A 26,150-nucleotide genomic window follows, 5' to 3' on the forward strand; every position below is an offset into this window, starting at 1 on the left:
TTTAACCAATTTACTATGAGATTTTTATTAACGATCCTGATACTATTGTCAGGACTAACTTTACAAGTGCATTCACAAACCCTTTTATTAAACAAGGAATTCGGGTTAGGAAGCCCATACAGCGAGCCAGATGGAAGAAATGATATTGTCCGTATTTCCGAAACGGATTTTATTACACTTGCAAAAGTCAAAGGAAACCAGTCTGGGAAATCTGAATTTTCTCTTGAAAGATATAATCAGGAATTAAATTCTATATGGAAGATAAATCTGAATGTGGAGACTTATGAAGATTATAAAGACCTTTATTATAATGGTAAAGACTTGGTTTTACTTTCTGTAATTCATAATGAAGCAGAGAAGAAGACCAAAATGGAAGCTTATGGTTTTGACATTTCCAATGGTTCCAGAATTTGGACTAAAGAACTGGAATCATTTGAGGTGGGGGATTGGGAAATGCATCCGCATAAGGGAAGAGTTAAAGAATCATTCCTTGATGTAGTATGCGAGCATGCAAATCATAATTTTGTCACTCCTTTTGAATACAAGCATAACGTTCATTTTTCTCCCGACAATAAAAAGTTCGTTTCCTATGTATTTAATTACGGAGAAAAAAATCTCACGGCAAGTGTGAGCGTTTACGACAGTCAATGCAATCTTTTGTCAAGAGGAAAGGTTGGCATAGATAATGATTTCGTTAACAATGGTATTTATGTAGACAATGAAGGCTTAGTTTATCTGATCAATGTAAACAACTTTGGGAAAGTTAATTTTATCAGATACAGTCTTGTTACCAAAGATTTTGATATCATAGAGTTTCCAGGATCAAATCATCAGAAGGATGATTTCCACATTTCCTTTCAGGATGACGGTATTTACATTGCCAACCTGGAGCTTTCCCAGGAGAAATTGACAGGCGTGAAATATACTAAATGCAATTTCACAGATAAGAGTGTTGATATGATCATCTATGAAGAGTTGACGGATGACATGAAAAATGTCATAACAAAGGAGCGTAAGAAAAATAAAGACTTGAAAGGTGAGGAGAACTGGATGGATTACGACTTGACTCATTTTATTATTAATCCTGACAAATCAGTCATGATTGCTCTTGAGAAAAGAGATTTGTATGCAGACGGATATCCTCATATCAAAAAGGATGCATTTGATAAATCTCACAATGTTGAAATCCTTGGTCATGTGCAGACAGAGGGGATTATCCTTTATTCTTTCAATAAGGATGGCGATAAACAATGGAGCAGTTACCTGGCAAAGAATCAGGTATATCCTGCAAATGACGGTTTGAATACAATTTCATTCGTTCTTGATAATTCTCCCAAAGATCATATTCGCATCCTTTATGCCTCAACAGAGGGAATGGATGCAGCTCCCCACTCTATCAATATGGTTTCATTTGACCGGAAGTCTGGCAAGATCATAAAAAATATTGTATTGCCTAATCAGGATAAATTGGTTCTGGTGAGGGATTATACACTCTTTTTGGATGAGTCTAATATAGTATTGGTAGGGAAGAAAGGTTTATTGGGTAAATCATCTTCCATAGCTAAATTTAAGCTTTAGACAGTATTGGGAATTGCGTCGGTGGAAAGTTGTTCATGATTGAACGAATTCACGAAAATCCTTTGTTTCCTAGATATTAACGTATATAACAATTTGACTTTCTTGAGGGTTAGATATTTAAATACGTTTTTTGAAAATTTGAAAAAGGAGGATGAGATGACGCTTAAAATTAACCATGATCAGCAGTATAAAAAATTTTACATAGATATAGCTGGCCGCAGCGCAACACTTAAATATGAAAGATTTGACGGCATAATTGACCTACGTGTTTTATTTGTTCCTCAGAATTTGAGAGGCAAAGGCATCGCAAAGAAAGTGATAGAACATGTAGTGAAGTTTGCCAAAAAGAATAATTTAAAAATTAAAACGTCCTGTTCTTACATAGCCAATTACCTGATAGAGCATCCTGAGTTGAATGAGATGGTGTTGAAAAGAGAGGAATTACAAAATATTGTTTTAAGCGATAATTGATTTTAATAGTTAATGTGTTTTAAGGGAAAGAAGCTTAGTCCAGATTAAGGGATTTAAGCTTCTTTGCTTTTATACGGGTTACTGCAACAACAAGCAAAGTCATACAGCCACCGAAAATTACTGAAGGTACTACTCCTAAAAACCTTGCAGCTACTCCTGATTCAAATGCGCCCAGTTCATTAGATGATCCTATGAAAATATTGTTAACTGCTGATACTCTCCCCTTCATACTTTCTGGAGTAAGTGTGTGAACTAGCGTTGACCGGATGATTACACTGATGCTGTCAAAAACTCCGCTCATAAGCAGTGCTGCAAAAGATAGCCAGAAGTTTTTGGAAACAGCAAATACAATCATTGCCAATCCAAAGCCTGCCACAGCACCTAGCATTTTTAATCCTGCCTGTTGTTTGATTGGCTTGTATGCCATGATCACTGCCATGGTCACAGCTCCCAATGCTGGAGCTGCTCTTAGATAACCCAATGCCTGTGGACCTTCATGTAAAATGTCTTTAGCAAAAACAGGAAGTAGTGCTACTGCTCCTCCAAACAGAACGGCAAAGAGATCCAGACTGATGGCACTTAGAATAAGTTGATTGGTAAATACGAATTTGATCCCTACTTTAATTCTTTCAAATATTGAACTTGCACTTTCATCGGATGGTGGTACAGGCCTGCTTTTTACAAAACTCATAAGAGCTATTGCAATAATCATAAGTGAAAGATCTGTAAAATAGGATATACTGATGCCGTGAAATCCATATATAAGTCCTCCTAGGGCTGGTCCTCCCACTGCAGCTGCCTGCCATGTACTGGAGTTCCAGGTGATGGCATTGGCGTAAATCTCTCTTGAAACCAACTGAGGCATAAATGAGAAAAGTGCTGGTCCGATAAATCCTCTTGCAAATCCGCTTATGAAGATTACTATATAAATTGGCAAGGCATTATATCTGGCAAGGAATGTCGAAAGATCAGTTGTGAAATAAAACAATGAGCCGGTACAGAAAAGTAATAAAGCCATACAGGCCACAATAATCCTTTTTCTAGGGACAATATCCGCTACGTGTCCGGCAATCAATGAAACTGAGATAGAAGGAAGAAATTCTGCAAGTCCTATCAATCCAAGTGCAAGCGGATCTTTTGTCAGGTCATAAATCTGCCATCCTACAACTACGGTCTGCATTTGTACAGATAAAGTCAGAAATAATCTTGAAAAAATAAATAATCTGAAATCTGCTATCCTGAGGGCAGCGTAAGGGTCGTGAGTTATAACTTTCATATTCCGATAGCAAATGTACTCAAGTTACTCTTAGAATTTACCGAAAAAGCAGGATAGAAAATATTTGTTAAAGCTGGCTGCTCTATACATATAAGGGAGAAATATTTAATTGTTATTTCAAGAAATGTATTGTTTTTCTAATAAAAGAACGTAAAATTGCGATATAAAATTTTTTCATATGGCTATTACAAAAAGGAATGAATTTCAGGCGCATCAGGTAAAAATTTCTGTATTGGCAAAAGCTCTTGCTCATCCGGCCAGAGTTGCTATTATGGAGTTATTAGCTGCAAAAGGGCCTTGTTTGTGCGGAAGTATCGTAAATGAACTTCCATTGTCCCAGTCAACTATCAGTCAGCATCTTAAAGACCTTAAGGAAGCTGGCCTTATCAAAGGTGCGATAGATGGGCCAAGGGTGTATTATTCTCTAGATGAAGAACAATTCAGATTGTCTAAGATTTTCATGGACAGATTTTACAATGAATCTTTCAGAGCAATAGAGAATACTAAGAAAGTTTTACAGAATTAACTCTAAAAATAATCTGATTTAAAAAGCGAAAGTTCTAAAGAGGGCTTTCGCTTTTTTATTTATTAAATGATTGATGTCTCCTTTAAAAAGTGGCTTCAATGATTTGCTATTGTTAAAAGGAGAGTGAGTTTGCTATTCTCGTATTTCTGTAGTATAAAGTTTATGTTAAGAAATTGTTAAGACGCAATTCGGTTGTATCAGGTAAGATGTATCCTTTATTTGCATGGTTTTAACATTTGCTTAACATTGGATATGATTTGTTAATATTTCCTTAACTGCTTGTTGAGGTCTTATCAGTTCGGTTCTACTTAATTTTGTTGCCGATAAAGAAAAACAAATCTAAACTGATATGAATAAGTATTATTCTATTTTATTTTTTCTCTTCTCCACTCTTGTTTTTGCACAAAGCAATGTATTCGCACAAACGGGGAATGTTTCCGGAATTGTTAAAGACTCTCTTGGAGAATCTTTGATCGGAGCTACAGTTTTTGTTGAGGGCGCAGGACTAGGAACCGCAACAGGTATTGATGGTGATTATCTGATAAAAGGCATAAAGCCTGGAACTTACACTATCAAAGTTGAATACCTCGGTTATGAAAATAAGTTTGTACACAATGTAGTTATTAAAGCGGACGAAACTACAAAGCTAAATATAGAGATGAAAACTGATCCGGAGCAAATTGCTGAAGTAGTTGTTACCGGAACAAAAGTAACCAATAGTGAAAAAGCTGTTGTGCAGGAAATTAAAGAAAGTGAGGAGGTTGTTACCGGTGTTTCCGCAGAACAGATAAGTAAATCACAGGACAGAACTACTGCTGATGTAATGCGAAGAATACCCGGAGTAACTGTTGTAGATAATAGATTCGTTGTAGTAAGAGGATTAAGTGAAAGATACAATGCCGTAATGCTGAATGATATGATGGCCCCGAGCACAGAGATTGACAGAAGAAGCTTTTCATTCGATGTGATACCAAGCGGACTTTTAGACAGACTTTTAATATATAAATCCGGTGCTGCAGATCTTCCTGGAGATTTCGCCGGAGCTGTTATCAAAGTTTACACTAGAAACATTGTAGATACCAATGCTACACAAATTGGATTCTCTTTGTCTGACAGGATTGGAACAACTTTTAATAACCTTCATCTTGAAAAAGGCAGCGGAACGGATTTTATTGGAGTAGATTCAAAAAGAGGCCTTCCTTCAAACTTTCCAAATGACAATTTAAGAAACTACTATAGCAACCAGCTGTTTGATGTGAGTAAGTCGTTCAAGAATTCATGGAGTACACAATCAACGACTGCATTGCCTGATATGAGATTCAATATTAACCTTTCAAGGAAATTCTTTGTGAAAGGTGTTAAGGTATCAAACATATCTTCAGTAAACTATACTAATGCTTATACTTATTTCAAAATTTCAAGAGCTTCGTATGATGCTTTCGATGAAAGCGCGCAGAATACACCTATGAGAACAAGTGTAACAGATGCTCAGTATTCAAGAAATGTTAACATTGGACTTATTTCCAACTGGACATTTGAGTACAATTCAAGAAATAAAATTTTATTCAGAAATCTTTATACTAGATTAGGAACCAGTCAGACAACAGAAAGAAATGGAGTTGATTTGATGAATAAATATGATCTGCAGAATCTGGCTATTTGGTATTTAAGCAGAGGAATCTATATGGGACAATTACAGGGAGAGCATAATCTTACTAATGATAAGACTAAATTTAACTGGACTGTCGGCTATAGTAATATAAACAGAAATGAACCTGATTACAGAAGAGTAAGATCTCAGAGACCTACTGGATCAAATGAGGCTTTTCAAGTACAGATCCCATCTTCAGCTTCCACATTTGATGCAGCAAGATTTTATTCCAATATGAATGAAAACCTTGTGATGACTAGCGGAGATCTTGAACATAATTTCAGAGATTCTGATACGGCAAAGCCATTCATTGTAAAAGGTGGTTATTATTTTGAATATAAGAAAAGAGATTTTGAAGCAAGGTGGTTATCTTATAAATGGGCAGATTTTGAAAATCCATCATTACCGGAAAATCAGAATTTTAATTCTCAGCCCGTTGACCAGATATTTGATCCGGGAAATATAGCACCAAACAAGCTGGTAATAGAAGAGGGAACCAACTTGACTGATGCTTATCAAGCCAATAGCTTTTTATCTGCAGGATATGTCGGAACTTCTTTTGGGTTTCTTAATAATTTCAATCTTTCAACAGGATTACGTTTAGAAAACTATCATCAGGAATTAACAACACCATCGTTCAACGTAGGAGACAAAGTTAATACTACCAATACCAACCTACTGCCATTTGCGAATCTTAGCTATACCTTCAGTGAAAAAATGCTTATAAGAGCTGCATACAGCAGAACTGTTAACAGAGGTAATTTCAGAGAGCTTGCACCTTTCTCCTATTATGACTTTGAATATAACGTGAACTATGTCGGTAATCCTAAGTTGAAAATTGCGAACATTAATAACTATGATCTTAGATGGGAACTATATCCTACACCTGCTGAGAATATAGTTTTGGGTGTTTTCTATAAAAGCTTTATAAATCCAATTGAGATATATAATGAGCAAGGTGCTTCTTTACCTGTATTCACTTATGGAAATGCACCGAAATCAAGCAGTGTAGGAGCAGAGTTGGAGTTGAGAAAATCGTTGTCATTTATTTCCAATAGTAAATTTTTAGAAAACCTTAGTCTTGTATCAAATGCTTCTGTTATAAGAAGCCGTGTAGATCTTGGAAATACAGATATCAAAGAAAAGTCAAGACCAATGCAAGGACAATCTCCATATGTTATCAATGCAGGGCTTTATTATAACAACCCTGATGCCCGTTGGCAAGTGACATTACTTTATAACGTAATTGGTAAGAGGATATTCCTTGTTGGAAATAACAATACTCCAACCATTTATGAAATGCCAAGAAATGTTGTGGATTTAACTGTAACTAAAGGTATCACTGATAGATTCCTTGTGAGGTTTGGTATACAGGATTTGTTTAATCAACAGTATAAATTGATGTATGATTCAAACTTTGATTCAAAGATCACTTCTGTTGACGGGTATTTTCAGAAGAACAGAAGAGGTCAGTATATAACAGCTGGTATATCTTATTCTTTTTAATTGAAATTAATTCGTTGAATAAAAAAGGGCCTTTGTCGATTAACGACAAAGGCCCTTTGATTTTAACATTTACTAACAAGTGCTTAACATTTGCTTAATACTGGAAGGTTAGCTTTGTGAAGCTTTAAAGGTTAAAACAAACAATAAATTAAATTATGAAAAGATTATCATCTATTTTTCTTGCTGCATTAATGGCGGTAAATTTTGCATGTAAAAAAGACAAAGACGATGCTAAAGTAACTCCTTCAAATGAAGTTACCCTTGAAGGTACAATAACTCAAAACATGACTCTTGAAGCAGGAAAAAAATATATCCTGAGAAGTAATGTTTATGTTGCTGCTCCAGCTGAGCTGACTATTCCTGCAGGAACTGTTATTTATGGTGATAAAGTAACCAAAGGTGCTCTTATAATTGACAGAGGTGCAAAAATCCATGCGGTCGGAACAGCATCTAATCCTATAATCTTTACTTCTGCTGCGCCATCAGGTTATAAAAACTATGGTGACTGGGGCGGTATAGTATTGCTTGGAAAGGCTCCTAATAATGGTGGTGCTAGCGTTAAAATTGAAGGTGTTTCTGCTTCTACTGGAGATAATGGTTTCCATGGCGGTACTGATGCTGATGATAATTCGGGTGAATTCCAGTATGTAAGAGTTGAGTTCGCTGGTATAGCTCTTTCTCCTGATAACGAATTAAACGGAGTGACATTCGGAAGTGTTGGTCGTTCAACTAAAGTTGATCACGTTCAGGTGTCTTTCTCTGGTGATGATGCCTTCGAATGGTTCGGTGGAACTGTAAATGCCAAATATCTTGTAGCTTTCAGAAGCTGGGATGATGATTTCGATACAGATAACGGATTCTCTGGAAATGTTCAGTATGGTATTGTGGTAAGAGATCCTTCTATCGCTGATATATCTCTTTCAAATGGTTTTGAATCTGATAATGATAAAGATGGTTCTTCTAATCAACCTCTAACAGCTGCTCAGTTTTCTAATATAACAGTTCTTGGTCCTTATGCTTTCAAAGTTAAATCTGTAGCTGCAAAAAGTGGAAAAATTTACAACTATACATTCGGTGATATCAGCGGAAGCTACGGTCAGGGAGCTCACCTAAGAAGAAACACTGCACAAGCAATTTATAACAGTGTTATCATCGGTTTCCCAACTGCAGTAAACTTTGAGAAAACTAATTCTGGTTCAAAATTCTCTGGTAACTTCTTAAGCAGATACAAAACGCTTGCTGCTATCACTTCTTTCGATACAACTGGTTTTACTGCTAACAACAGAATTCTTGCAGGATTTAACTTGTCAGATTACTTTGCTGGTGTTGTTAATCAGAAAATAGATTCAACTTCAAATGTTGCTAACATCTTCGAACTTTCAAATATAAACCCACTATTGAAAGCTGGTTCACCTCTTCTTACAGGTTCTTCTACAGTATCTGCTGGTCTTGAGCAAACTTCTTTCGTAGGTGCATTTGATGCTTCAAATAACTGGATGCAAGGATGGACTAACTTCGATCCTAAGAACATAGCTTATTAATACCAAATCAAATAATTCCCTAAAGCCGGAGTCGCTAGTCTCCGGCTTTTTTATAACAAAATTATCTATAGCATTTTAAACAGGAGAGATCATGCTAAAGAAATCAATAATATTTATCTTATTAACCAGTGTATTTCTTTCTTGTAAGAAGTCTTATGATCCGGAAAACCTTCTTACAGCTAGGCAAAAAGATAGTTTGCTTACCACGCTTATTATTCAAATGGATAAACTTCAGGCTGGGGCTAATATGGAAACTCGCTTTGAAGAAAAATTCAGAGAGGGATATGAACAACGTAAAAAACTTTTTTCATTAGATCAATACTACATTGATAAAGATGGTTTTCATTATTTTATGGTAATAAGAAGGGTGCCGAGCCTTTATGAAGCCAATAAAAGAGCGGAAGCTGGAAGGTTTAGAAAAGATGCAAACGGCAAAATTACGGACTTTGAAGAAATTTTCCTGACACCTATTTTGTCAGATGAAGAAGCGCACGATAAAGGAGTAACCTTGCTTCATGAATATATCTCAACAGGCAATATCGAAAAATATAAAAATGATATTACTTATGTGGAATTTCCAAATCTCACTTGGACTTATAATAAAAAGAAGCAGGCCTGGATTAATGCCGGTCTGGATAGTCTTCTAAGAAAAAACTGATTTCGATTAATTTTCTTTGTTCTTAAAGCCCGTTGATCAGCGGGCTTTTTGTTTTTTCAGTCTATTGTCGTTTGTTTTTACTAGCAGTTTTCCGATTTTTAATATTAAATTTTTCAAATGGAGAGCCTGTTCAAAAGAATAGACAATAGTGGCATTGTTGCTTTCAGAATTGTATTCGGGATTATCATTTTTATTGAAACTTCCGGAGCATTAATCACCGGATGGGTTTATGATATTTTTATCGAGCCAAAATATGTATTCAATTATATTAGCATAGAATGGTTGAAACCCTTGCAAGGCAATGGAATGTATTTCTATTACGCAACCATGGCCCTTCTTGGCCTTGCAATAGCATCCGGATTATTTTACAGATTAAGCTCAGTACTCTTTGCATTTATGTGGTGGGGAAGTTATCTCATGCAGAAAGCTCATTATAATAATCACTACTACCTGATGCTCTTGCTTGCCTTCTTATTGATATTTATTCCTTCTCATAAAAGGTTATCATTGGATGTTAAAATAGGAATGGTCACTGAAGAAAAAACTTGTTCGGCTTGGTGTCATTATATTCTTGTATTTCAGATTTCTATTGTATTTATATTCGCAGGTATAGCAAAGGTCAACCCGGATTGGCTTGCTATGAAACCACTTTCATATAAATTTGATGAGTGTAGTAGTTGGCCAACGGTAGGGGCCTTGTTCAGATCTGACTTAATGAAGTACCTTATTTTTTATGGTGGATTATGTTTTGACCTTTTTATAGTGCCACTTTTACTTTGGTCAAAAACAAGAAAGTATGCCGTAGTACTGGCTATTTTCTTTAACCTTTTTAATGCAATTGTATTTCAGGTTGGTACATTTCCTTTCTTAATGATCGGTGCATTAGTTCTGTATTTCCCGCCTTCTGCAATTACTCAGATTTTATTTAACACCCATACTGAAAATATTTCCTCATTAAAGGTGGAAGAGAAAGGAACTGCAATCGCATACATCCTAATGGTATATGCATTGATTCAAATATATTTACCACTAAGGCACTGGCATTATGAAGGTGATGTAAACTGGAATGAAGAAGGCTATTCTATGGCTTGGAGAATGATGCTGAATTCCAAGCATGGTGATTTGTCGTTTATCATTAAAGATGCTAAGGGGAGAATGCTTATGCACGATTATCCTCAGAATAAAATATCTATAGGACAATATAATTCTATGTGTTCTGATCCCGATATGATTTGGCAATATGTACAGTATTTGAAGCAGGAGATGGAGGAAAAAGGAGAGAAGTCTGTGCAGATATTTGCAGATTCTCATTTAAGTCTGAATGGAAGAGACCTTGAAGTCTTTATTGACCCCAAGGCCGATCTCGCTCAGGTAACCTGGCATCATTTCAAACATTCAGACTGGATTATTCCTTTAAGATATTAGTTCGGATTAAAAGGAACATCCTCAAAACTTTTTTATTCTTTATTTTTAAAGAATAAAAACTTCTTTCTCCTTTTTGTCTTTTTAGTCGTCTCCATTTCTTGAAATTCAGTATCGCCAGTTTCTACTTTTGTCCAAATGGTATCCATAGCAGGCTTTATAAGTGGCAGAACAGTATCCTTAATGATAATAGGTTTAATAGGTTTGATTTCAGCTCTGACAGCTTCATCAAGCTTTGGTTCGTTCGACAAAACTACTTCTTTGATATCAGTCTTTACCTTTTTGATTGCTGGTGCTGAAGTGGTAATATTAACTGTTTTAATTTCATAAGTTGGTCTTTGTATCAGCAGGATATTATCAGAATGTTTGATTGTCGGTTCAATTTTAACTGACTTTATAGTCAACATAAAGTCAGCTTCTGAACGCGCAAGTCTTTGAAACAATTTATCATAATTGATGCTGTCTTTGGCAAGTACTAATCCTTCGCTGGCTTCGTAAGCAATTCCGTTTTTTACTTTAAGACTATCAAGACATGATGTTAAAGCAGATAACAATAATAAAATGTATTTCATCTTGATTGAATAGTAGCTATGTATATTTAAGCTTTACAAAATGAAATTTGTTTTTAGCTGTATTAATCTCCCTGCTGAGGCTCTTTATCTGCGGTAGTATTATGAGGATAAAGAAAAAGTGAATAGGGAAGAAGGGGATATAAAAATAAAAAGAGACTGCCTGACAAGGCAGCCTCTTTTTATTTTATGAAAATCATTTTTTAATTACAAATGAGCTTCAATTTTTTGACTTAGAACATTTTTAGGAACAGCGCCAACTTGTTTTTCGACAATCTTTCCGTTTTTAATAACCAGAAGAGTAGGAATACTTCTGATACCAAATTTTGCCGAAGTGTTAGGGTTGTTGTCTACATCTACTTTTCCTATTATAGCTTTTCCTTCATAGTCAGCAGCAAGTTCTTCTACAACCGGACCGATCATTTTGCAGGGTCCGCACCATTCAGCCCAGAAATCAACTAGCACAGGTTTGTCTGTGTTGGTTATATCTTCAAAATTAGCGTCTGTGATTTCTATTGCTTTTCCCATATTTTTAAAATAAAAAGAGGTTTATTAATTATTACCAGACCGTAAACTTACTATTTTTTTAAATATTTAGTTTCTATCAAAATAGAATTTTATACTCCACCTCATTAAGATTTTTTAACTGGTCGAGTAATGTATTGTTTGGGTCTACTTTGAATTTTCGCGAAAATAGCTCAACGTGAATGTTTTCTATGTCATCGGAGAGCGTAAATTTCAATTCCGTATTGCCAAGGTTGCCAGTGATTACTTCTTCAAGACTATTTAATGTCTCTGGTTTTAATCCCTGGATATTTAATTTTACAGATACTCCTTTTACCATTTTTTGCCTAATATCAGCCAGTAGACTAATATTAAGCGGTTTGAATTCCCATTGATCGCCGTTATATCTTTGTTGCACTTTCCCTCGAATGTGTAAAAACTCTCCCGGTTTTATCCAATGCGCAAACTTCAGATAATCTTCTCCGAAGAGCGCCATTTCGATTTTACCGTCAAAATCTTCCAGACTGAAAACGATGAATGATTTACCGTTTTTCATCTGTCTTACATTCGCAGTTCCCACTATTCCAGCTACAGAAACTTCCCTGTTTTTGTAGTCAAAAACTTTATCTGCAGGGCAAGTACAGAAATTGTCAATTTCCATTCTATACTGATCCAGAGGGTGTCCTGAAATATAAAATCCTACAACATCTCGCTCAAATTTTAATTTCTCAATTTCACTCCATGGCTCGCAATCCGGAATTTTTGGCTTGGCGACCTCAACACTACTAGAACTACCAAACAGGCTCTGTTGGTTCGCATCTTTATCCTGCTGATAAGCAGATCCGTACCTGATGATTTTCTCTATTGTGCTTGTATTGTCTTTGTCTGCAGTTACAAAGAAATATTGTCCCCGATGTAGCCCGAACGAATCAAACGCACCAGCATAAGCAAAACATTCGAAAGTCTTCTTATTCATGGTACGAAGGTTTACTCTTTGAACCAGATTAAACAGGTCTGTATAAGGACCGTTTTCTTCTCTTTCTGAGATAATTGCTGCGATAGCAGCTTCTCCAGCTCCCTTGATCGCTCCAAGTCCAAAACGGATTTTACCTTCCTTGTTAACGTCAAAGGTCATGGAACTTTCATTGATGTCCGGCCCAAGAACTGTTAACCCTATCTTCTTACATTCATCCATGAAGAAGGAGATCTTATCGATGTTACTCATGTTATGAGTAAGTACCGATGCCATATATTCCGCCGGATGGTGTGCTTTTAAGAACGCAGTCTGGAATGCAACAAAGGCATAACAGGTTGAGTGAGATTTGTTGAAGGCATAAGATGCAAATGCTTCCCAGTCAGTCCAGACTTTATCGGCAACTTTAAGATCATGGCCATTTGCTCCGCAACCATCCATAAACTTACTCTTCATTTTATCCAGGGTAGCTTTATCTTTCTTACCCATGGCCTTACGCAGAACGTCGGCATCTCCCTTGCTGAAGTTGGCAAGCTTCTGAGACAGAAGCATAACCTGCTCCTGATAAACGTTAATACCATAGGTATCCTTCAGGTATTGCTCCATTTCCGCTATATCGTAAGTGATAGGCTCTTTGCCATGCTTACGGCGGATATAGTTAGGGATGTATTCGAGAGGACCCGGACGGTAAAGGGCGTTCATCGCAATAAGGTCAGAAAACTTATCGGGTTTTAGTTCCTTCAGGTATTTCTGCATACCCACGGACTCGAACTGGAATGTTCCGTTTGTCTCGCCTCTTTGGTATAGTTCAAATGTTTTTTGATCTTCCAGATCAATTTCGTCAATCTCTATCTCAAGTCCCTTGTTCTTCTTTATTAGGGCAAGTGCGTCCTTTATAATTGTCAGGGTTTTTAAGCCCAGAAAGTCCATCTTGATTACTCCCGCATCCTCGATTACTTTTCCATCATATTGTGTAAGCAGAAGATCGGAATCTTTGGAAGTTGCTACCGGCATCAGGTCGGAAAGGTCCTGTGGTGCAATGATGATACCTGCAGCATGAACACCTGTGCCTCTTACAGATCCTTCAAGTACCAGTGCTTCTTTTAGTACATTAGCCTGAAGATCTTTTCCATTCATGATCTCACGGAGTTTTTTTACTCCTTCCAGATCATCGGGATTAAGTCCTTCTTTTTCACTTAAGCTGCCTGCGCCATCAATAGGTGCAGTCAGAACTCTGTTGAGCTCAATACCAGGTTTTTCAGGAACGAGTTTGGCAAGCGCATTTGAGTCACTAAGCGGAAGATCAAGTACCCTGGCAACGTCCTTGATACTCATTTTCGCTGCCATCGAACCGTAAGTTACGATTTGAGCTACTTGAGTTTTTCCATATTTTTCAACAACATAATCAATTACTTTCTGGCGTCCTGTGTCGTCAAAGTCTGTATCAATATCGGGCATGCTCTTTCTGTCCGGATTCAGAAAACGCTCAAAAAGCAGATCGTACTTGATCGGGTCTATATTGGTAATACCAACACAATATGCAACAGCAGATCCTGCCGCCGAACCCCTTCCTGGTCCAACGAATACACCTATCTCTTTCCCTTTATTGATGAAATCTTGTACGATAAGGAAGTAACCCGCAAATCCCATCGTTTTGATGGTAAATAGCTCAAAGTTGAGGCGCTCTTCGATTTCAGGTGTTATTTCCCTATATTTTTTTCTTGCCCCCTCAAAGGTTAAATGTTTTAGAAACTCCCACTGATTCAGTACATCGGCATCTGGTCCGGTATTCACTTTAAAGGAATCAGGAATAGGGAAGTTGGGAAGCAGAATATCTCTTTTGAGTTTCAGACTTTCTACTTTATCAACGATTTCAATTGTATTATCTACTGCTGAAGGGATATCGTGAAAAAGTTTTCCCATTTCAGCTTTAGTTTTGAAATAAAACTGATCGTTGTAAAAAGCAAAACGGGTTCCTTTAGTAAAGGCTCCGTCGTCAGAAAACTCTTTGTTAGTAGGGGTGCTTTGTTTTTCTCCGGTATTAATGCATAGCAGAATGTCGTGTGCATTGGAATCTTCCTGATCTACATAGTGAGAATCGTTGGATGCAATAATTTTCACCTTGTGTTTCAGTGCAAATTTTATAAGCACTTCATTTACTATATTCTGTTCCGGTATATCGTGACGCTGAAGTTCTACATAATAATCTTCCCCAAAAAGATCCAGCCACCATTTAAAGACTTTTTCACCTTCTTCTTCTCCTTTTTTAAGAATTGTTTGTGGTACTTCAGCTCCTATGCAACATGTGGTTGCAATAAGTCCTTTATGGTATTTTAAGATTAGTTCCTTATCAATTCTCGGATACTTTCCGTAAAGTCCTTCCATGTATCCCAGAGAGCAGAGCTTGGCTAGGTTCTTATATCCTTCAGGATTTTTAGCAAGCAGGAGCTGATGGCGGCGGACGTCCTTATCCGTTTTGGTAAACGATTTTTTATGACGGTCTTCTACAAGATAAAATTCACATCCGACTATAGGTTTTACATTGTATTTGTTTGCTTCTGCAACAAATTTGAAAACTCCAAACATGTTTCCATGGTCGGTAATTGCAACAGCCTTCATCTCGTCTTTCTGAGCCTTTTTCATCAGGTCAGTTATGTTGGCTGCTCCGTCAAGAAGGGAAAATTGGGTATGTACGTGTAAATGTGCGAAATCCGGCATTTCGGGTATTTGACAATAAAGTTGAATTCTAAAATTAATTGATATTCTTCAAAAGTTTTCAACAATATTGTGAACAAAAATAACCTGCTGTCGGATTCCTGCTATTTACTATTTTTGGTTTGATTCCTCATATTTATGGAGTGCTTCAATAAGCTTTTGCTTATTAAGGGTTTCAAAATCTTTGATCTTCCTTAATTCGGCTCTTTTTCTGAGTTCTTGAATAGGAAGCATTTCCAGATTTTGCCTTTTTCTTCCAAACTTAGGATCCTCAATATCACCTAGTTCCTCTCCGTCTGGTCCGTCAAAATATTCGGGGTTTTCCATATTTTACCTTTTGAAAATACAACAAGGAAATGCATGAAATGTTAAGTGTGCTTAAAATCCTTCTTTTGCAATTTTTACATCTTTATTATCTTGATTTGGATAAAGGATATCACGAAGAATTTCAGGGGCATTATGAAGCTTCTGAATTAGCACTTCAAAGTCGTCTTTTAAAACGGGATTGGGACGGTTAAAATAAGTTTCTTCCAGAAGAAGTATCATGAAGAACATGGCACTAGCATAAAAAGCTAATAAGGTAGTGCTGAATATGCATAGATTGATGATGGTGGATTTTAAAAATTCTTTTAAGGTTTTCATATCGGTAGTTTATTTTCAGTTAAAAACAAAGCCTATATTCCTTACTGCTATATCAATCACATCTATAGTAAAGATAAGCATTACATTTTTTTCTGTCAATGCTATATTCAGGAAATTTTTTGTGACTTTATATCGTTGATATCTGTGTTCCCACATTCAGTTTAACTCAGCTTTGGAAGATAATTCTCACTTACTTGAAAGGGCAAAGAAACTGGTACTTTCCGATGGTATCGTTTCCCAGTCTATGTCCGGTTTCAGCGGCGGTCCTGTATTAGTTGCTTTTGCATTGTTATTAGGCGCTTCAGGTTTGCAACTTGGTTTGCTTGCCTGCATTCCTGTTTTTGCAAATCTCTTCCAGTTGTTTTCAGTTTGGTTTCTTAATAAAATTAAAAGTAGAAGGAAGGTTTGCGTCTTATTTTCATTTTTAGGCAGATTCCCTTTGCTGATATTAGGTTTCGCATGTTTGTTTTCACAGGGGAGTTGGCTGATCTATCTTTTAATTGGGGTAATGTTTGTTCATAACTTTGTTGGAGCAATTTCAGGCGGTTCTTGGACATCCTGGATGCATGATCTTATTCCTTCTGAGCAGCTGGGAAGATTTTTCAGTAATAGAATCAGATGGGCTCAGGCTTTTGCTGTTGCTGTTTCCTTTTTAACCGGATTCGTCCTTGATCATTTTGCAGGACATGAAATGATGAGATTCGTATTCGGTTGCTTTTTCCTGGTAGCAGGAGGGTTGGGTTTGCTAAGTACTTTTTTGCTTTCTCAAACACATGAACCTGAAATGAAAGAATTTCCTGTGTTCTCATTTAGAGAATTGACAAGACCATTTGCCAATGAAAATCTGAGAACACTTATAGGTTTTACTATCCTATGGAATCTGGCTTCAAATTTTGCTACACCATTTTTCTCAGTGTATCTGCTAAGTCAACTTCAATATCCTGTCAGTATTGTAATCGGTCTTACCGTGCTTGCACAGCTGGTCACTATCATGTCTCTTGGCTTCTGGGGTAAATATTCCGATACCTTAAATAATAAAGCTGTACTTAGAATTTGTGTGCCTCTGTATATGCTGTCCGTTCTTGCCTGGACTTATACCACGTTTCCTGCTAAGCATTTGCTTACTCTGCCTTTACTGATTATCATTCATATAATGATAGGTATAGCCAATGGTGGTATATCTCTGGCTGTAGGGAATATAGGTTTAAAATTGGCGCCTAAGGGAAAGGGATCTGTTTTCCTTATCTCCATGAACATGAGTAATTCCATATTTGCCGGCTTTGGTCCTTTGTTGTCAGGTATGGTTTCCGGTTATTTTACTCTAAAGGATCTCTCAATTGGTTTTAATTATTCTGGTCCAGACATGAAAGAGGCAATTCATTTTATAAGCCTGCAGTCATGGGATTTTCCTTTTGTATTCTCGGTAATTCTTGGTGTGTTAAGCTTTAAGATGCTTGCAAATCTGAAGGAGGGAGTCGAGATAGAAAAAGAATCACTCTGGTCAAATTTGAAAAGGCAGTTAGTTGGAGACTTGAAAAATATCACTCTATTCAAGCAACGCAAACCATTGTCTCTATCAAAAGCTAAAGTATATTCTGCTTTAGAAAAGCTGGAAAACGATAATGACGAAGATCTGATTTATTCATCTAAAACAGATTCTTCAATTCTTCAATAGCCATTATTGGCGCGACATGAGATTTGATTGTTCCCATTAAGATTACTAGATATTTAAATTTGGTGACTTATTATTTTTTTTGGAAATCACTTTTAGGACGAAACATGCTTGGAGTTTTTTAAATCTTAATTCAGGACTCGGAGATTTGAGTTAAGAAGTTCCGGCGTTTGATTCAGAACTGAATAAAATCGCATTTCGCATTTTATACCTTAAAATGCCAAAAAGCGGGACAGAGATATAAAAATAAAAATGAGTCACAGTCAGGGGAAATTTGCCTGAAAATGAAAGATTTTTAGTTTTTTCTTAGGATAAGGTCTATTCTGTTTCGAAAAGTTGATGAAAAGTGGGGTGATCTATTCTTCCAAACCTGCCCCTTCAATGTCTTTTTTATAATCTTCAATAGCACTATAGATACCCCATGCGGAATCAAATCTGCCTGATTCAGAATTAAGTAATTTATAGTCTGCAGTATCTGTGATAAAGCCTGTTTCCACAAGTACACTTGGCATAGAAGTTTTCCATAATACCAGAAAACCAGCTTGTTTAACTCCTCTACTATGTCTCTTATTACTCAGTTGAAATTCGGTTTCAATCTTGTGGGCAAGCTTCATGCTGCTTTGCATAAAGGCATTCTGGAATAATGAAAACAGAATATAGGATTGAGGTGAATTAGGGTCAAATCCTTCATAGTTCTCTTTATGATCATCTTCCATCAGAATAGAAGAATTTTCTCTTTGGGCTATTTCGAGATTCTGTTCGGTTTTATGAAGGCCCATGCAATAGGTTTCTGTTCCATGCATGCCAGAAGGGCCTGAGTTTACGTGAACTGAAATAAAAAGATCGGCATGATTCTTATTGGCGATACCAGCCCTGTCATGAAGTTCCACAAATCGATCATCTTTTCTTGTAAAAACCACCTTTACATCGGGCATGTTTTCCTGAATCAACTGACCTACTTTCAAACTTATATCAAGAGCTATATCTTTTTCTCTGGTTTTATTCTTCAGACATCCGGGATCTTTTCCTCCGTGGCCGGGATCAATAACAATCGTCTTCACCTTTATAGATTTGCGCTCTAAAGGAGTAAATGAAAATAAAAGTAATGTGAGACAGAATCCTATTGATAAGAACTTTTTTACCATATCCTTTGGGGATAAAGATTAATATCACCTAAAAACGAGTAATCTGTTAGTAAAATTACAAAATATTTTGGATAAGGAAAAGTTTTACACAATCCGTTTATGATTGGGCAGAATGTCTGTTATATAGAGGGTTCGACTTAATTGATAATGGAATTGTTTGTCAAAAGGTTGTATGAAAAGATGAACTTTTCTGAATTTAGAAATGAAGAAAATCAATATTCAAATCTTTGTTTTATTTCTTTGGTCAACAATGCTCTTTGGTCAGTCTTTAATGCATTCTTCAACAGAAACGATGAAAAATGGCCCTGGAATTATTGAAGTGTCAAAGAATTCTTCAAAACTTCCTTGTGTAATTAATTACAATGACTGGAACTTATCTTTCCTTGATGACTTCAATGGCTCTGTCAAAGACTTGTCTGAAAATTGGTACTTGTTTGGTGATAATCATGGGCCAGACGAATTACAAATTTATAAATGGGATCAATTGTCTGTTTCTGGTGGCAATCTTGTGATTACAGCGCAGCCCCTTCCAGAGCCTGTAACAGGGTCTAATGGTGTTATTTATAATTACACTTCCGGCTGGATTCACTACAAAAATATGGTAAAAGGGAATGCCTTATTCGAGATAAGATGCAAAATGCCTGAAGGTAGAGAACAATCTTTATGGCCTGCATTCTGGATGTGGAATGGTGATTGTTCTCAGCAAACAGATGGTTATAGGGAAATTGACATCTTTGAATACTGGGGAAATAATTTTAAATGCGGGACTAATAATGTCTTCTGGTGCGATGGAAGTAGAAATAGACAGAGTTGTTTTACTGAATATTGTGAAAAGCAGCCAGACTTCTTCAACGACTTTCACATTTTCTCTGTCGCGTGGCTAAAAGATAAACTTGTTTTTTATATTGACGGAAAGGAAATTCGGACTGTGAAGGACCACGTTCCTCTTGAATCAGCTGAAATGTATTTAATTGCAAACCTTGCTTTAGCAAATTCACCATCTATTTCCGATGTTAAATTTCCTCAGTATTTTACAATAGATTGGATAAAAATTTATAATCTGAAAGACAAGGGAAATACATTAGAAACATGCACACGATCTGAGAATTGTGAAAAAACAAGCACGAATGAATTGAAGCTGCTGAAGGCCTCAACCACTAAACAATAAGACAAAAATATAATCTATTGAATTTTTCTTTTCAGATCTTTTCTGAATTTGAACTTGAAGTACTGGCGAATCCAGAACATCATAAATCCAGTATTCATGAGTTTATTCAGGAAGGGCGAGTTTGAAAAGTAAAATTTAGTCATCGTTGTTTCGATGAACCTTGCTTCAAAAGCTTTGGAGTACTTTTTAATTAAGTTTTCTTTTATTGTAAAAAAACTTTTGTCTGCATTGCCTTTGCTTTTGTGCAGCAAATGAAAATTGACAACATATGCACTGTACCCCAATATTGATGCAATGATGCACAAATCTGTTCCATACAGGTGAAACCCAGACAAATCACCGGAAAGCGCAAGATTGGCTTCTTTTTTTACCAGAATAAAATTTTCATCGACAGAAACTACCTTAGCAGGAGGGTGCCCGCATCTGCGGAATACTCCATCACCTTCTGTAATTCTGTATACTTTGTTTTTAATACCAACAGCTCCCGCATTACCAATGATAGCCCATTTGGGATCCATAGCTTCTATTTCAGCAATGCGCTGTTCTAACACTTCAAGGTTATCATAGTTCAAAAGAATATCCTGATGACAAAGTATGATATATTTCCCCTGTGCTTCCTGAAGAAATTTATTTAATCCTGAAAATGCTTCATAAGCATTACTCTGACTATTATCAATATGAAGAAATTCACAAAAGGATGTGTTAAATCCTGCATTTACAAAAGACTGAAGCATCTCCTGATATTCATCAGGATTAGTAACCAATGTACATACAGAATACTTATAAGGGAAAATTTGCTTTCCTGAAATGGCTCTCGAGGTTATCGGATTTAATACTTCCAATGCTTTAAAATCTTACTTCTAAAAATGATTAATCTATATTACAAAGGTGAAAGCTCAGAGCAAAAAGCTGAAAGCACTTCTTATACTTTCAGCTTTTCGCTTTATGCATTGCGCTTACAACGCCTGCATAGTCGTCAGTTTGCTGTATACTCCATCTTCAAACATTAGCAGTTCCTGATGAGTACCTCTCTCTACAATTTTGCCTTTCTCTATAACCAATATTTCGTCGGCATTCTGAATAGTGCTCAATCTGTGCGCAATTACCAGAGTGGTTCTGTTTTTCATCAGATTATTTAGAGCCTCCTGAACCAGTTTTTCTGATTCAGTGTCAAGAGCCGAAGTAGCTTCATCCAAAATTAAAATAGGAGGATTTTTTAGAACAGCTCTTGCAATGCTTAAACGCTGTTTTTGTCCGCCAGACAGTTTAACCCCTCTGTCACCGATTACAGTGTCATATCCATTTTCAGACTCCATTATAAAGTTGTGAGCATTTGCAATTTTAGCAGCTTGGATAACCTCTTCTCTTGACATATTCGGCTTTCCAAAGGCGATGTTGTTATGGATGGTATCATTAAATAGCAAAGATTCCTGATTTACTATACCCATCAGATCTCTCACCGATTCTACAGTGCAATCTTTAATATCTGTACCGTCAATTTTTATGCAACCTTCCGTAGGGTCATAAAATCTCGGAATAAGGTCTGAAATAGTTGATTTCCCTCCTCCCGAAGGGCCTACCAATGCAATAGTTTTACCTCTTTGCAACTTGAAGTTTACACCATTAAGAATTGTTTTATGCTCATCGTAAGAGAATTGAACATCTTCGAAAGAAATTTCTTTTTCAAAAGTCTTTAACTCTGTTGCATTAGACTTATTCTTGATAGCAGGTTCAGTATCTATCAACTGAAGAACTCTTTCTCCGGCAGTAATACCGTGTTGTATCTGAGAGAACGAACCAGTCATAGCCTTTGCAGGTCTAAGCACCTGGCTGAAGATGGCAATGTAAGCGATAAACTCTTCAGGTTTCAGAGAATTGTTTCCTTCCAATACCATAGCGCCACCATACAATAGTATTCCCACAACAACCGTAACCCCCATCAATTCAGAAACAGGAGAAGCAAGTTCGTTTTTCTTCACCATTGTTCTGGATGCAGTTGAATACCTGATGTTTTCCTGATGGAATTTATCCTGGACATATGATAAAGCATTAAATGCCTTGATAACACGCAATCCTGTAAGTGCTTCATCCAATATGCTCAGCATAATTCCCATAGATGTTTGAGCATCAGAAGTAGCTTGTTTCAACTTTCTTACAATTGTAGCTATAATCAATCCAGATACCGGAATAAAGAAAATCGTGAAGAATGTTAAAGATGCCGATAATTTGAAAAGCGCAAAGAAATAAAATATGATTGTTACCGGTTCACGGAAGAAAACAATTAAAGTATTTGTGATAGATCCTTGAACTACTTGCACATCTCCGGAGATTTTGGCCATTATATCCCCTTTTTTCTCATTTGAGAAATAGCTCAGATGCAGATTTAATACATTGTTAAATACTGTTTTTCTCAGATTCAGTAGTGTGTGAATTCTTAAGTCCTCAAGTACAATCTGCGATAGGTAACGGAATAAGTTAGACAATAATACGGATGTGAAAATGACACCACATATATAAAAAAGTGCCGCTAGTTTCTGATCCGAAGATTGTGATGCTTTATATAGATAATAATAAAATACTTCTTTGAAATAATCATAGCTCAAAACAAAGGAAGGCATTTGAGTCACTTTATTCAATGATTCAGCTGAATCCTCGGAGAACAATAGATTAAATATCGGAATAAGAAGGGTAAAATTTAAAAGCCCAAAAATAATACTGAGCAAAGCAAAGATTATATATGGAATCGCAAATTTTTCAAGAGGCTTGGCAAAAGCTATGAGCCTTAAGTATATTTTCATGATATTGATTGTAAACTAAAATATAAACTTCAACAAAGTTATTAAATTAAATCCACTTTAATGAAGGTGTTCTCCATAACAGCCTGTCTGCTTTAGAATTTGATGATCTTTTTCCCGCTTAATTGTCTTCTTATTTCCTTTACCACAATAGGTAATGATTTTTTGGCGCCTGAAAATTTTGCTAATTCATTAATTCTCATTCTGCTAGCTGCAACCGCTTTTTTTCTCAGGGCTACTTCATTTAAAGCTTTGATGTAATAAAACTTAAAGGAAAGAATTTTGAATGTCAGGTTAAAAAACAACTGAATATTATATAAAAACAGGTAAAGTCCTTCTAGATGAATAAGATGTAAAAGTACTTTATTCCTAAAAGATGTAACTTTTATCTTTTTACTTTTATGATATTTAGAAATGGTGGCACTGTTTGGATGCAGACAAACTGCCTCCGGTTCATAGTAACACTTCCAGCCTAAACGCCAGGCTTTTATGCCAAGATCCAGATCTTCATTGTAGAAAGGTGCATAGATCTCGTCAAAGCCACCCAGCGCAAATAATTTTTTCCTGTCTACAAGACTGTTGGCTCCACTTAAAAAAAAACTCGGAATCCAGAATGTGGATGAACTATTTTCCAAAGTATAGTTAATCGTCCCTTTAATAGTAGCCCCTTTAATATAAGGATATTTAGCGGTGTCCTGAGTCTTGTGGTCCGTCAGTCCAATGATTTTGCCCATCACTCCGAATGTGTTTTCCGAATCAAAGTACCTAAACTGATTCACAAAATATTCCGGGGTGAGCATTACATCATTGTTGAGTGCAAAGACTAGATCCTTAGTCGCTGCTTTAATTCCAAGATTTATAGTCGGAGAAAATCCTTTGTTTACTTCGTTAATGAGTAATATAATTTCAGGGTATCTATCTTTTATAAATGCAATGGAGTCATCAGAGGAACAGTCATCTGCAATAATGATTTCGTACTCAGCTTTGCAATATTCAAGAGCTTTATAAACTGAAGGAAGATTTTCTTCAAGAAGTTTTCTGCCGTTATAATTTGGTATAACTACTGATATGCTTTTCTGATTCATTTGTTCCAACCTTCTATTATTTCAAATACCTGCTCTGTTTTTAATGATTCTATGCAAATGCAATTGCCTCCTTTGGCACAGTCAAAGCATTCCTTATCAAGCGACAATACTGTTGAATATTTACCTATGGGTTTCCATCTGCCTGCGTGCATGGGCTTTATGGAAGGGTAAAAACCTACAGTGTGAATTCCAAGTGCTGATGCGATGTGTAATGGTCCGGTGCTGCAAGCTACAAGTCCGTCCGCTTTTGCAATTACCGATATGAGTTCACCCAATGTGACTTTGCCCGTAAGGTCAATCATTTCAGGTAATGAAAAGAAATCTTCCTGTTCATTCCGTATTTTCTGACCTTCGTCTTTTGTTCCCGTTATTATTGGAGTATAGCCGGCTGAAATTAATCGTTTGGCGAGTGAAAAATAGTTCTGAATAGGCCATTCTCTTGCACTTCCTTTTGACTTAGGGTGCAATATTATTTTTTTCTTAGCACTATCAAGTTCTGATTTTACTGCTTCTGGTAATTCAGATTTAGGAGATACATCGAGTAAGGAGCCTAAAGTACCAATTGAAGGAATTTCTTTAACTCCTAAGCCTTCAAGTAATTTGAAGTTCAGTTGAGCTTCATGGAGATCAGATTTTTTTCTGGAAAAACTTATTTTTTTATTGGCATATAACCAGTGAAAGGTCCTGTGACTTGTGCCTATCCGGACCGGTATTCCGCTTTGTTTACATATTTTTGCAACATCCTTATCAGGATATACGAAAATGGCAGTCTCTATATTCTTGGATTTTAATAAAGATGGATCGTCTATAAGCGATTCTCTAGAGATGAATTCATCAATAGAATTACAAGCCTTTATTAGATCGGCAGTATATTTTTTCCCAAGAAAAAGAATCATGGAATCCGGGAAACGTTGTTTTAGATATGCAGCCAGAGGAAATGTGAGTACCACATCTCCAAGATTATCAGTCCTGCTTATCAGAATGTTTTTCATATGTTATAAAAGTCTATCAAACCCTCTCTTAAATTCAAATTGAGAAATGTAGTTAAGTTCTATCAGTTATTAAGTCAGGTTTTTGTTGACGTCTACCCTCAAAGCTTTTGTATAGTGAAGGCAGAACATAATGAAGAATAAACAAAAAGTAAGGCCTGTCTTTGTTTCTAAGGTATCTTCAAAGAGGAACGATACAGAAGTGATAGTGTATATTACCAAAAGGATTTTAGATCTATAGTTTTTATTTGAAAATAAAGGGAAATAGAAGCAAGAAATAAAAACAATAAAGCCCAGTATGCCAGTAGCAGCTAATGTTCTGAGGTATTGGTTGTGGGGACTTAATCTGTTTTCCGCTTCTACAAAGGGAAATTTTTTTGCATATCCTTTCCTCACTTCAGATTCAATATTTCCTTCCCCAACTCCAAATATTGGATGATCCCTGAAGAGCTGAAATGTTACCTGTTGAGAAACCAGTCTTTTACCGATGGAATAATTGTTAGCTTTATCTTTAATGTCACTCAGGTTCCAGTCATACTTTGTATACCCCCATTTATTCTTTAAAGTATTCAATGAAAAGAAAGATATTCCAACCAGTGCAATCACACCAATGAATAGGAAAAGGCCTTTTTTGAAATTTTTTGATGCTAATAAATAAAAGGTAATTAAAACCAAAACAACATAAAAAGCGACTAGCCCTGATCTAACTGCTAGCAAATGCTGATAAAAGATTAAAAATATAAGCATAATTATATTTAATCCTTTGAAAAAAAAGTCTTTAAAGTAATCTTTTTCTATAAGATAATATGCAAGGAATACAGAAAATGTGACCATTAGACTGAAGCGCACATGATTTACAGGAGTAGGAATTAGATGAGATTTTCCATACGCCCAATCGAAGTATTCCTTATTTTGAAAATAAATTGAAGTACTACCAACAGCGCATACAAATACCATAATCAAAAAGAGGAAGAAAATATCATAATATAATTTTCTTGGAAAAGGTGGAAGTATAGCAAACAAAAAAGGCAAAGCTAGAAATTGATAATGCAGCTCAAACTGCAATGCAGCATACTTTTGATTTTCTGGATTAGTTCGAAGGAGACTTAGTATAAAGGCAATAAAAATAATGAAGAAAACGGAAAATCTTTTTTCAATTAGAAAAATATTAAAATTCCTGATTTTTAGTATAAAATAAAGTAAAGCAAGTCCGGTCAATGCTAATATACCTTGATTTGCCAGGATATGTATACTATCCATAGTA

21 protein-coding genes are annotated in these 26,150 nt (G+C 36.1%); 9 read left to right on the top strand and 12 right to left on the bottom strand.

What is annotated here, in order from left to right:
• The first annotated feature begins 15 nt into the window (after positions 1-15).
• Both J7604_RS08125 and J7604_RS08130 read left to right on the top strand, forming a co-directional pair.
• Positions 16-1,578, top strand: coding sequence for a hypothetical protein (locus J7604_RS08125; RefSeq protein WP_293893853.1), 1,563 nt, complete (start codon positions 16-18; stop codon positions 1,576-1,578).
• A gap of 138 nt (positions 1,579-1,716) precedes the next feature.
• Positions 1,717-2,049, top strand: coding sequence for a GNAT family N-acetyltransferase (locus J7604_RS08130; RefSeq protein WP_051313009.1), 333 nt, complete (start codon positions 1,717-1,719; stop codon positions 2,047-2,049).
• A 34-nt stretch (positions 2,050-2,083) separates the two neighbouring features.
• On the opposite strand, the gene J7604_RS08135 is transcribed toward J7604_RS08130, so the two are convergent.
• Positions 2,084-3,325: an MFS transporter gene (locus J7604_RS08135; RefSeq protein ID WP_293893862.1), complete on the bottom strand. Its 1,242-nt coding sequence runs from the start codon at positions 3,323-3,325 to the stop codon at positions 2,084-2,086.
• Positions 3,326-3,503: 178 nt separating this feature from the next.
• On the opposite strand from J7604_RS08135, the gene J7604_RS08140 reads away from it, so the two are divergent.
• From J7604_RS08140 to J7604_RS08160, 5 genes are all read left to right on the top strand, one after another.
• Complete coding sequence (locus J7604_RS08140; protein WP_045467490.1) at positions 3,504-3,851, top strand: helix-turn-helix transcriptional regulator; 348 nt, start codon at positions 3,504-3,506, stop codon at positions 3,849-3,851.
• A gap of 349 nt (positions 3,852-4,200) precedes the next feature.
• A complete protein-coding gene (locus J7604_RS08145; RefSeq protein ID WP_293893868.1) occupies positions 4,201-7,008 on the top strand; it encodes a TonB-dependent receptor in 2,808 nt (935 codons plus the stop codon).
• 155 nt (positions 7,009-7,163) lie between these two features.
• Entirely contained in the window at positions 7,164-8,549 is a 1,386-nt protein-coding gene (locus tag J7604_RS08150; protein WP_293893871.1) for a T9SS C-terminal target domain-containing protein, read from the top strand.
• Between the two features lie 91 nt (positions 8,550-8,640).
• Positions 8,641-9,207: a hypothetical protein gene (locus J7604_RS08155; protein ID WP_293893874.1), complete on the top strand. Its 567-nt coding sequence runs from the start codon at positions 8,641-8,643 to the stop codon at positions 9,205-9,207.
• 117 nt (positions 9,208-9,324) lie between these two features.
• Positions 9,325-10,632: an HTTM domain-containing protein gene (locus J7604_RS08160; protein WP_293893877.1), complete on the top strand. Its 1,308-nt coding sequence runs from the start codon at positions 9,325-9,327 to the stop codon at positions 10,630-10,632.
• 32 nt (positions 10,633-10,664) lie between these two features.
• On the opposite strand, the gene J7604_RS08165 is transcribed toward J7604_RS08160, so the two are convergent.
• From J7604_RS08165 to J7604_RS08185, 5 genes are all read right to left on the bottom strand, one after another.
• The gene (locus tag J7604_RS08165) at positions 10,665-11,201 is read right to left on the bottom strand and encodes a hypothetical protein (RefSeq protein WP_293893880.1); all 537 of its coding nucleotides are present in this window, start codon (positions 11,199-11,201) and stop codon (positions 10,665-10,667) included.
• Positions 11,202-11,405: 204 nt separating this feature from the next.
• Positions 11,406-11,726, bottom strand: coding sequence for a thioredoxin (trxA, locus tag J7604_RS08170; RefSeq protein WP_028979679.1), 321 nt, complete (start codon positions 11,724-11,726; stop codon positions 11,406-11,408).
• A gap of 76 nt (positions 11,727-11,802) precedes the next feature.
• Positions 11,803-15,393 (bottom strand): DNA polymerase III subunit alpha, encoded by a 3,591-nt coding sequence (dnaE, locus tag J7604_RS08175; RefSeq protein ID WP_293893885.1) that lies wholly within the window; start codon positions 15,391-15,393, stop codon positions 11,803-11,805.
• Between the two features lie 108 nt (positions 15,394-15,501).
• Positions 15,502-15,717 carry a hypothetical protein gene (locus tag J7604_RS08180; RefSeq protein WP_293893888.1) on the bottom strand — a complete coding sequence of 72 codons (216 nt, stop codon included), beginning with the start codon at positions 15,715-15,717 and terminating at the stop codon, positions 15,502-15,504.
• A gap of 51 nt (positions 15,718-15,768) precedes the next feature.
• Positions 15,769-16,032 carry a hypothetical protein gene (locus J7604_RS08185; RefSeq protein WP_293893891.1) on the bottom strand — a complete coding sequence of 88 codons (264 nt, stop codon included), beginning with the start codon at positions 16,030-16,032 and terminating at the stop codon, positions 15,769-15,771.
• Positions 16,033-16,204: 172 nt separating this feature from the next.
• Between J7604_RS08185 and J7604_RS08190 the strand changes: the two genes are divergently transcribed.
• Entirely contained in the window at positions 16,205-17,707 is a 1,503-nt protein-coding gene (locus tag J7604_RS08190; RefSeq protein WP_293893894.1) for an MFS transporter, read from the top strand.
• Positions 17,708-18,060: 353 nt separating this feature from the next.
• Here the strand turns inward: J7604_RS08190 and J7604_RS08195 are convergent, their stop codons facing one another.
• Positions 18,061-18,849: an N-acetylmuramoyl-L-alanine amidase gene (locus J7604_RS08195; protein WP_293893897.1), complete on the bottom strand. Its 789-nt coding sequence runs from the start codon at positions 18,847-18,849 to the stop codon at positions 18,061-18,063.
• A gap of 202 nt (positions 18,850-19,051) precedes the next feature.
• Between J7604_RS08195 and J7604_RS08200 the strand changes: the two genes are divergently transcribed.
• Positions 19,052-20,017: a glycoside hydrolase family 16 protein gene (locus J7604_RS08200; protein ID WP_293893900.1), complete on the top strand. Its 966-nt coding sequence runs from the start codon at positions 19,052-19,054 to the stop codon at positions 20,015-20,017.
• 14 nt (positions 20,018-20,031) lie between these two features.
• On the opposite strand, the gene J7604_RS08205 is transcribed toward J7604_RS08200, so the two are convergent.
• The 5 genes from J7604_RS08205 to J7604_RS08225 form a co-directional block, all read right to left on the bottom strand.
• Positions 20,032-20,859, bottom strand: coding sequence for a hypothetical protein (locus J7604_RS08205; protein ID WP_293893903.1), 828 nt, complete (start codon positions 20,857-20,859; stop codon positions 20,032-20,034).
• A 114-nt stretch (positions 20,860-20,973) separates the two neighbouring features.
• Complete coding sequence (locus J7604_RS08210) at positions 20,974-22,815, bottom strand: ABC transporter ATP-binding protein (RefSeq protein WP_293893906.1); 1,842 nt, start codon at positions 22,813-22,815, stop codon at positions 20,974-20,976.
• A gap of 92 nt (positions 22,816-22,907) precedes the next feature.
• Positions 22,908-23,897: a glycosyltransferase family 2 protein gene (locus J7604_RS08215; protein ID WP_293893909.1), complete on the bottom strand. Its 990-nt coding sequence runs from the start codon at positions 23,895-23,897 to the stop codon at positions 22,908-22,910.
• Complete coding sequence (locus J7604_RS08220; protein ID WP_293893912.1) at positions 23,894-24,889, bottom strand: glycosyltransferase family 9 protein; 996 nt, start codon at positions 24,887-24,889, stop codon at positions 23,894-23,896. Before J7604_RS08220 ends, J7604_RS08215 begins: the two co-directional genes overlap by 4 nt.
• Before the next feature lie 69 nt (positions 24,890-24,958).
• Positions 24,959-26,146 carry an O-antigen ligase gene (locus J7604_RS08225; RefSeq protein WP_293893915.1) on the bottom strand — a complete coding sequence of 396 codons (1,188 nt, stop codon included), beginning with the start codon at positions 26,144-26,146 and terminating at the stop codon, positions 24,959-24,961.
• Positions 26,147-26,150 lie beyond the last annotated feature (4 nt).

The sequence above is a fragment of the Sporocytophaga sp. genome, assembly GCF_017745095.1.
Classification (GTDB): domain Bacteria; phylum Bacteroidota; class Bacteroidia; order Cytophagales; family Cytophagaceae; genus Sporocytophaga.

Excerpts from the sequence above, each read along its gene's own strand:
- J7604_RS08125 (WP_293893853.1), top strand. The coding sequence starts at position 16 with ATGAGATTTTTATTAACGATCCTGATACTATTGTCAGGACTAACTTTA.
- J7604_RS08135 (WP_293893862.1), bottom strand. The coding sequence starts at position 3,325 with ATGAAAGTTATAACTCACGACCCTTACGCTGCCCTCAGGATAGCAGAT.
- J7604_RS08140 (WP_045467490.1), top strand. The coding sequence starts at position 3,504 with ATGGCTATTACAAAAAGGAATGAATTTCAGGCGCATCAGGTAAAAATT.
- J7604_RS08145 (WP_293893868.1), top strand. The coding sequence starts at position 4,201 with ATGAATAAGTATTATTCTATTTTATTTTTTCTCTTCTCCACTCTTGTT.
- J7604_RS08150 (WP_293893871.1), top strand. The coding sequence starts at position 7,164 with ATGAAAAGATTATCATCTATTTTTCTTGCTGCATTAATGGCGGTAAAT.
- J7604_RS08155 (WP_293893874.1), top strand. The coding sequence starts at position 8,641 with ATGCTAAAGAAATCAATAATATTTATCTTATTAACCAGTGTATTTCTT.
- J7604_RS08160 (WP_293893877.1), top strand. The coding sequence starts at position 9,325 with ATGGAGAGCCTGTTCAAAAGAATAGACAATAGTGGCATTGTTGCTTTC.
- J7604_RS08165 (WP_293893880.1), bottom strand. The coding sequence starts at position 11,201 with ATGAAATACATTTTATTATTGTTATCTGCTTTAACATCATGTCTTGAT.
- trxA (WP_028979679.1), bottom strand. The coding sequence starts at position 11,726 with ATGGGAAAAGCAATAGAAATCACAGACGCTAATTTTGAAGATATAACC.
- dnaE (WP_293893885.1), bottom strand. The coding sequence starts at position 15,393 with ATGCCGGATTTCGCACATTTACACGTACATACCCAATTTTCCCTTCTT.
- J7604_RS08180 (WP_293893888.1), bottom strand. The coding sequence starts at position 15,717 with ATGGAAAACCCCGAATATTTTGACGGACCAGACGGAGAGGAACTAGGT.
- J7604_RS08185 (WP_293893891.1), bottom strand. The coding sequence starts at position 16,032 with ATGAAAACCTTAAAAGAATTTTTAAAATCCACCATCATCAATCTATGC.
- J7604_RS08195 (WP_293893897.1), bottom strand. The coding sequence starts at position 18,849 with ATGGTAAAAAAGTTCTTATCAATAGGATTCTGTCTCACATTACTTTTA.
- J7604_RS08200 (WP_293893900.1), top strand. The coding sequence starts at position 19,052 with ATGAAGAAAATCAATATTCAAATCTTTGTTTTATTTCTTTGGTCAACA.
- J7604_RS08210 (WP_293893906.1), bottom strand. The coding sequence starts at position 22,815 with ATGAAAATATACTTAAGGCTCATAGCTTTTGCCAAGCCTCTTGAAAAA.
- J7604_RS08215 (WP_293893909.1), bottom strand. The coding sequence starts at position 23,897 with ATGAATCAGAAAAGCATATCAGTAGTTATACCAAATTATAACGGCAGA.
- J7604_RS08220 (WP_293893912.1), bottom strand. The coding sequence starts at position 24,889 with ATGAAAAACATTCTGATAAGCAGGACTGATAATCTTGGAGATGTGGTA.
- J7604_RS08225 (WP_293893915.1), bottom strand. The coding sequence starts at position 26,146 with ATGGATAGTATACATATCCTGGCAAATCAAGGTATATTAGCATTGACC.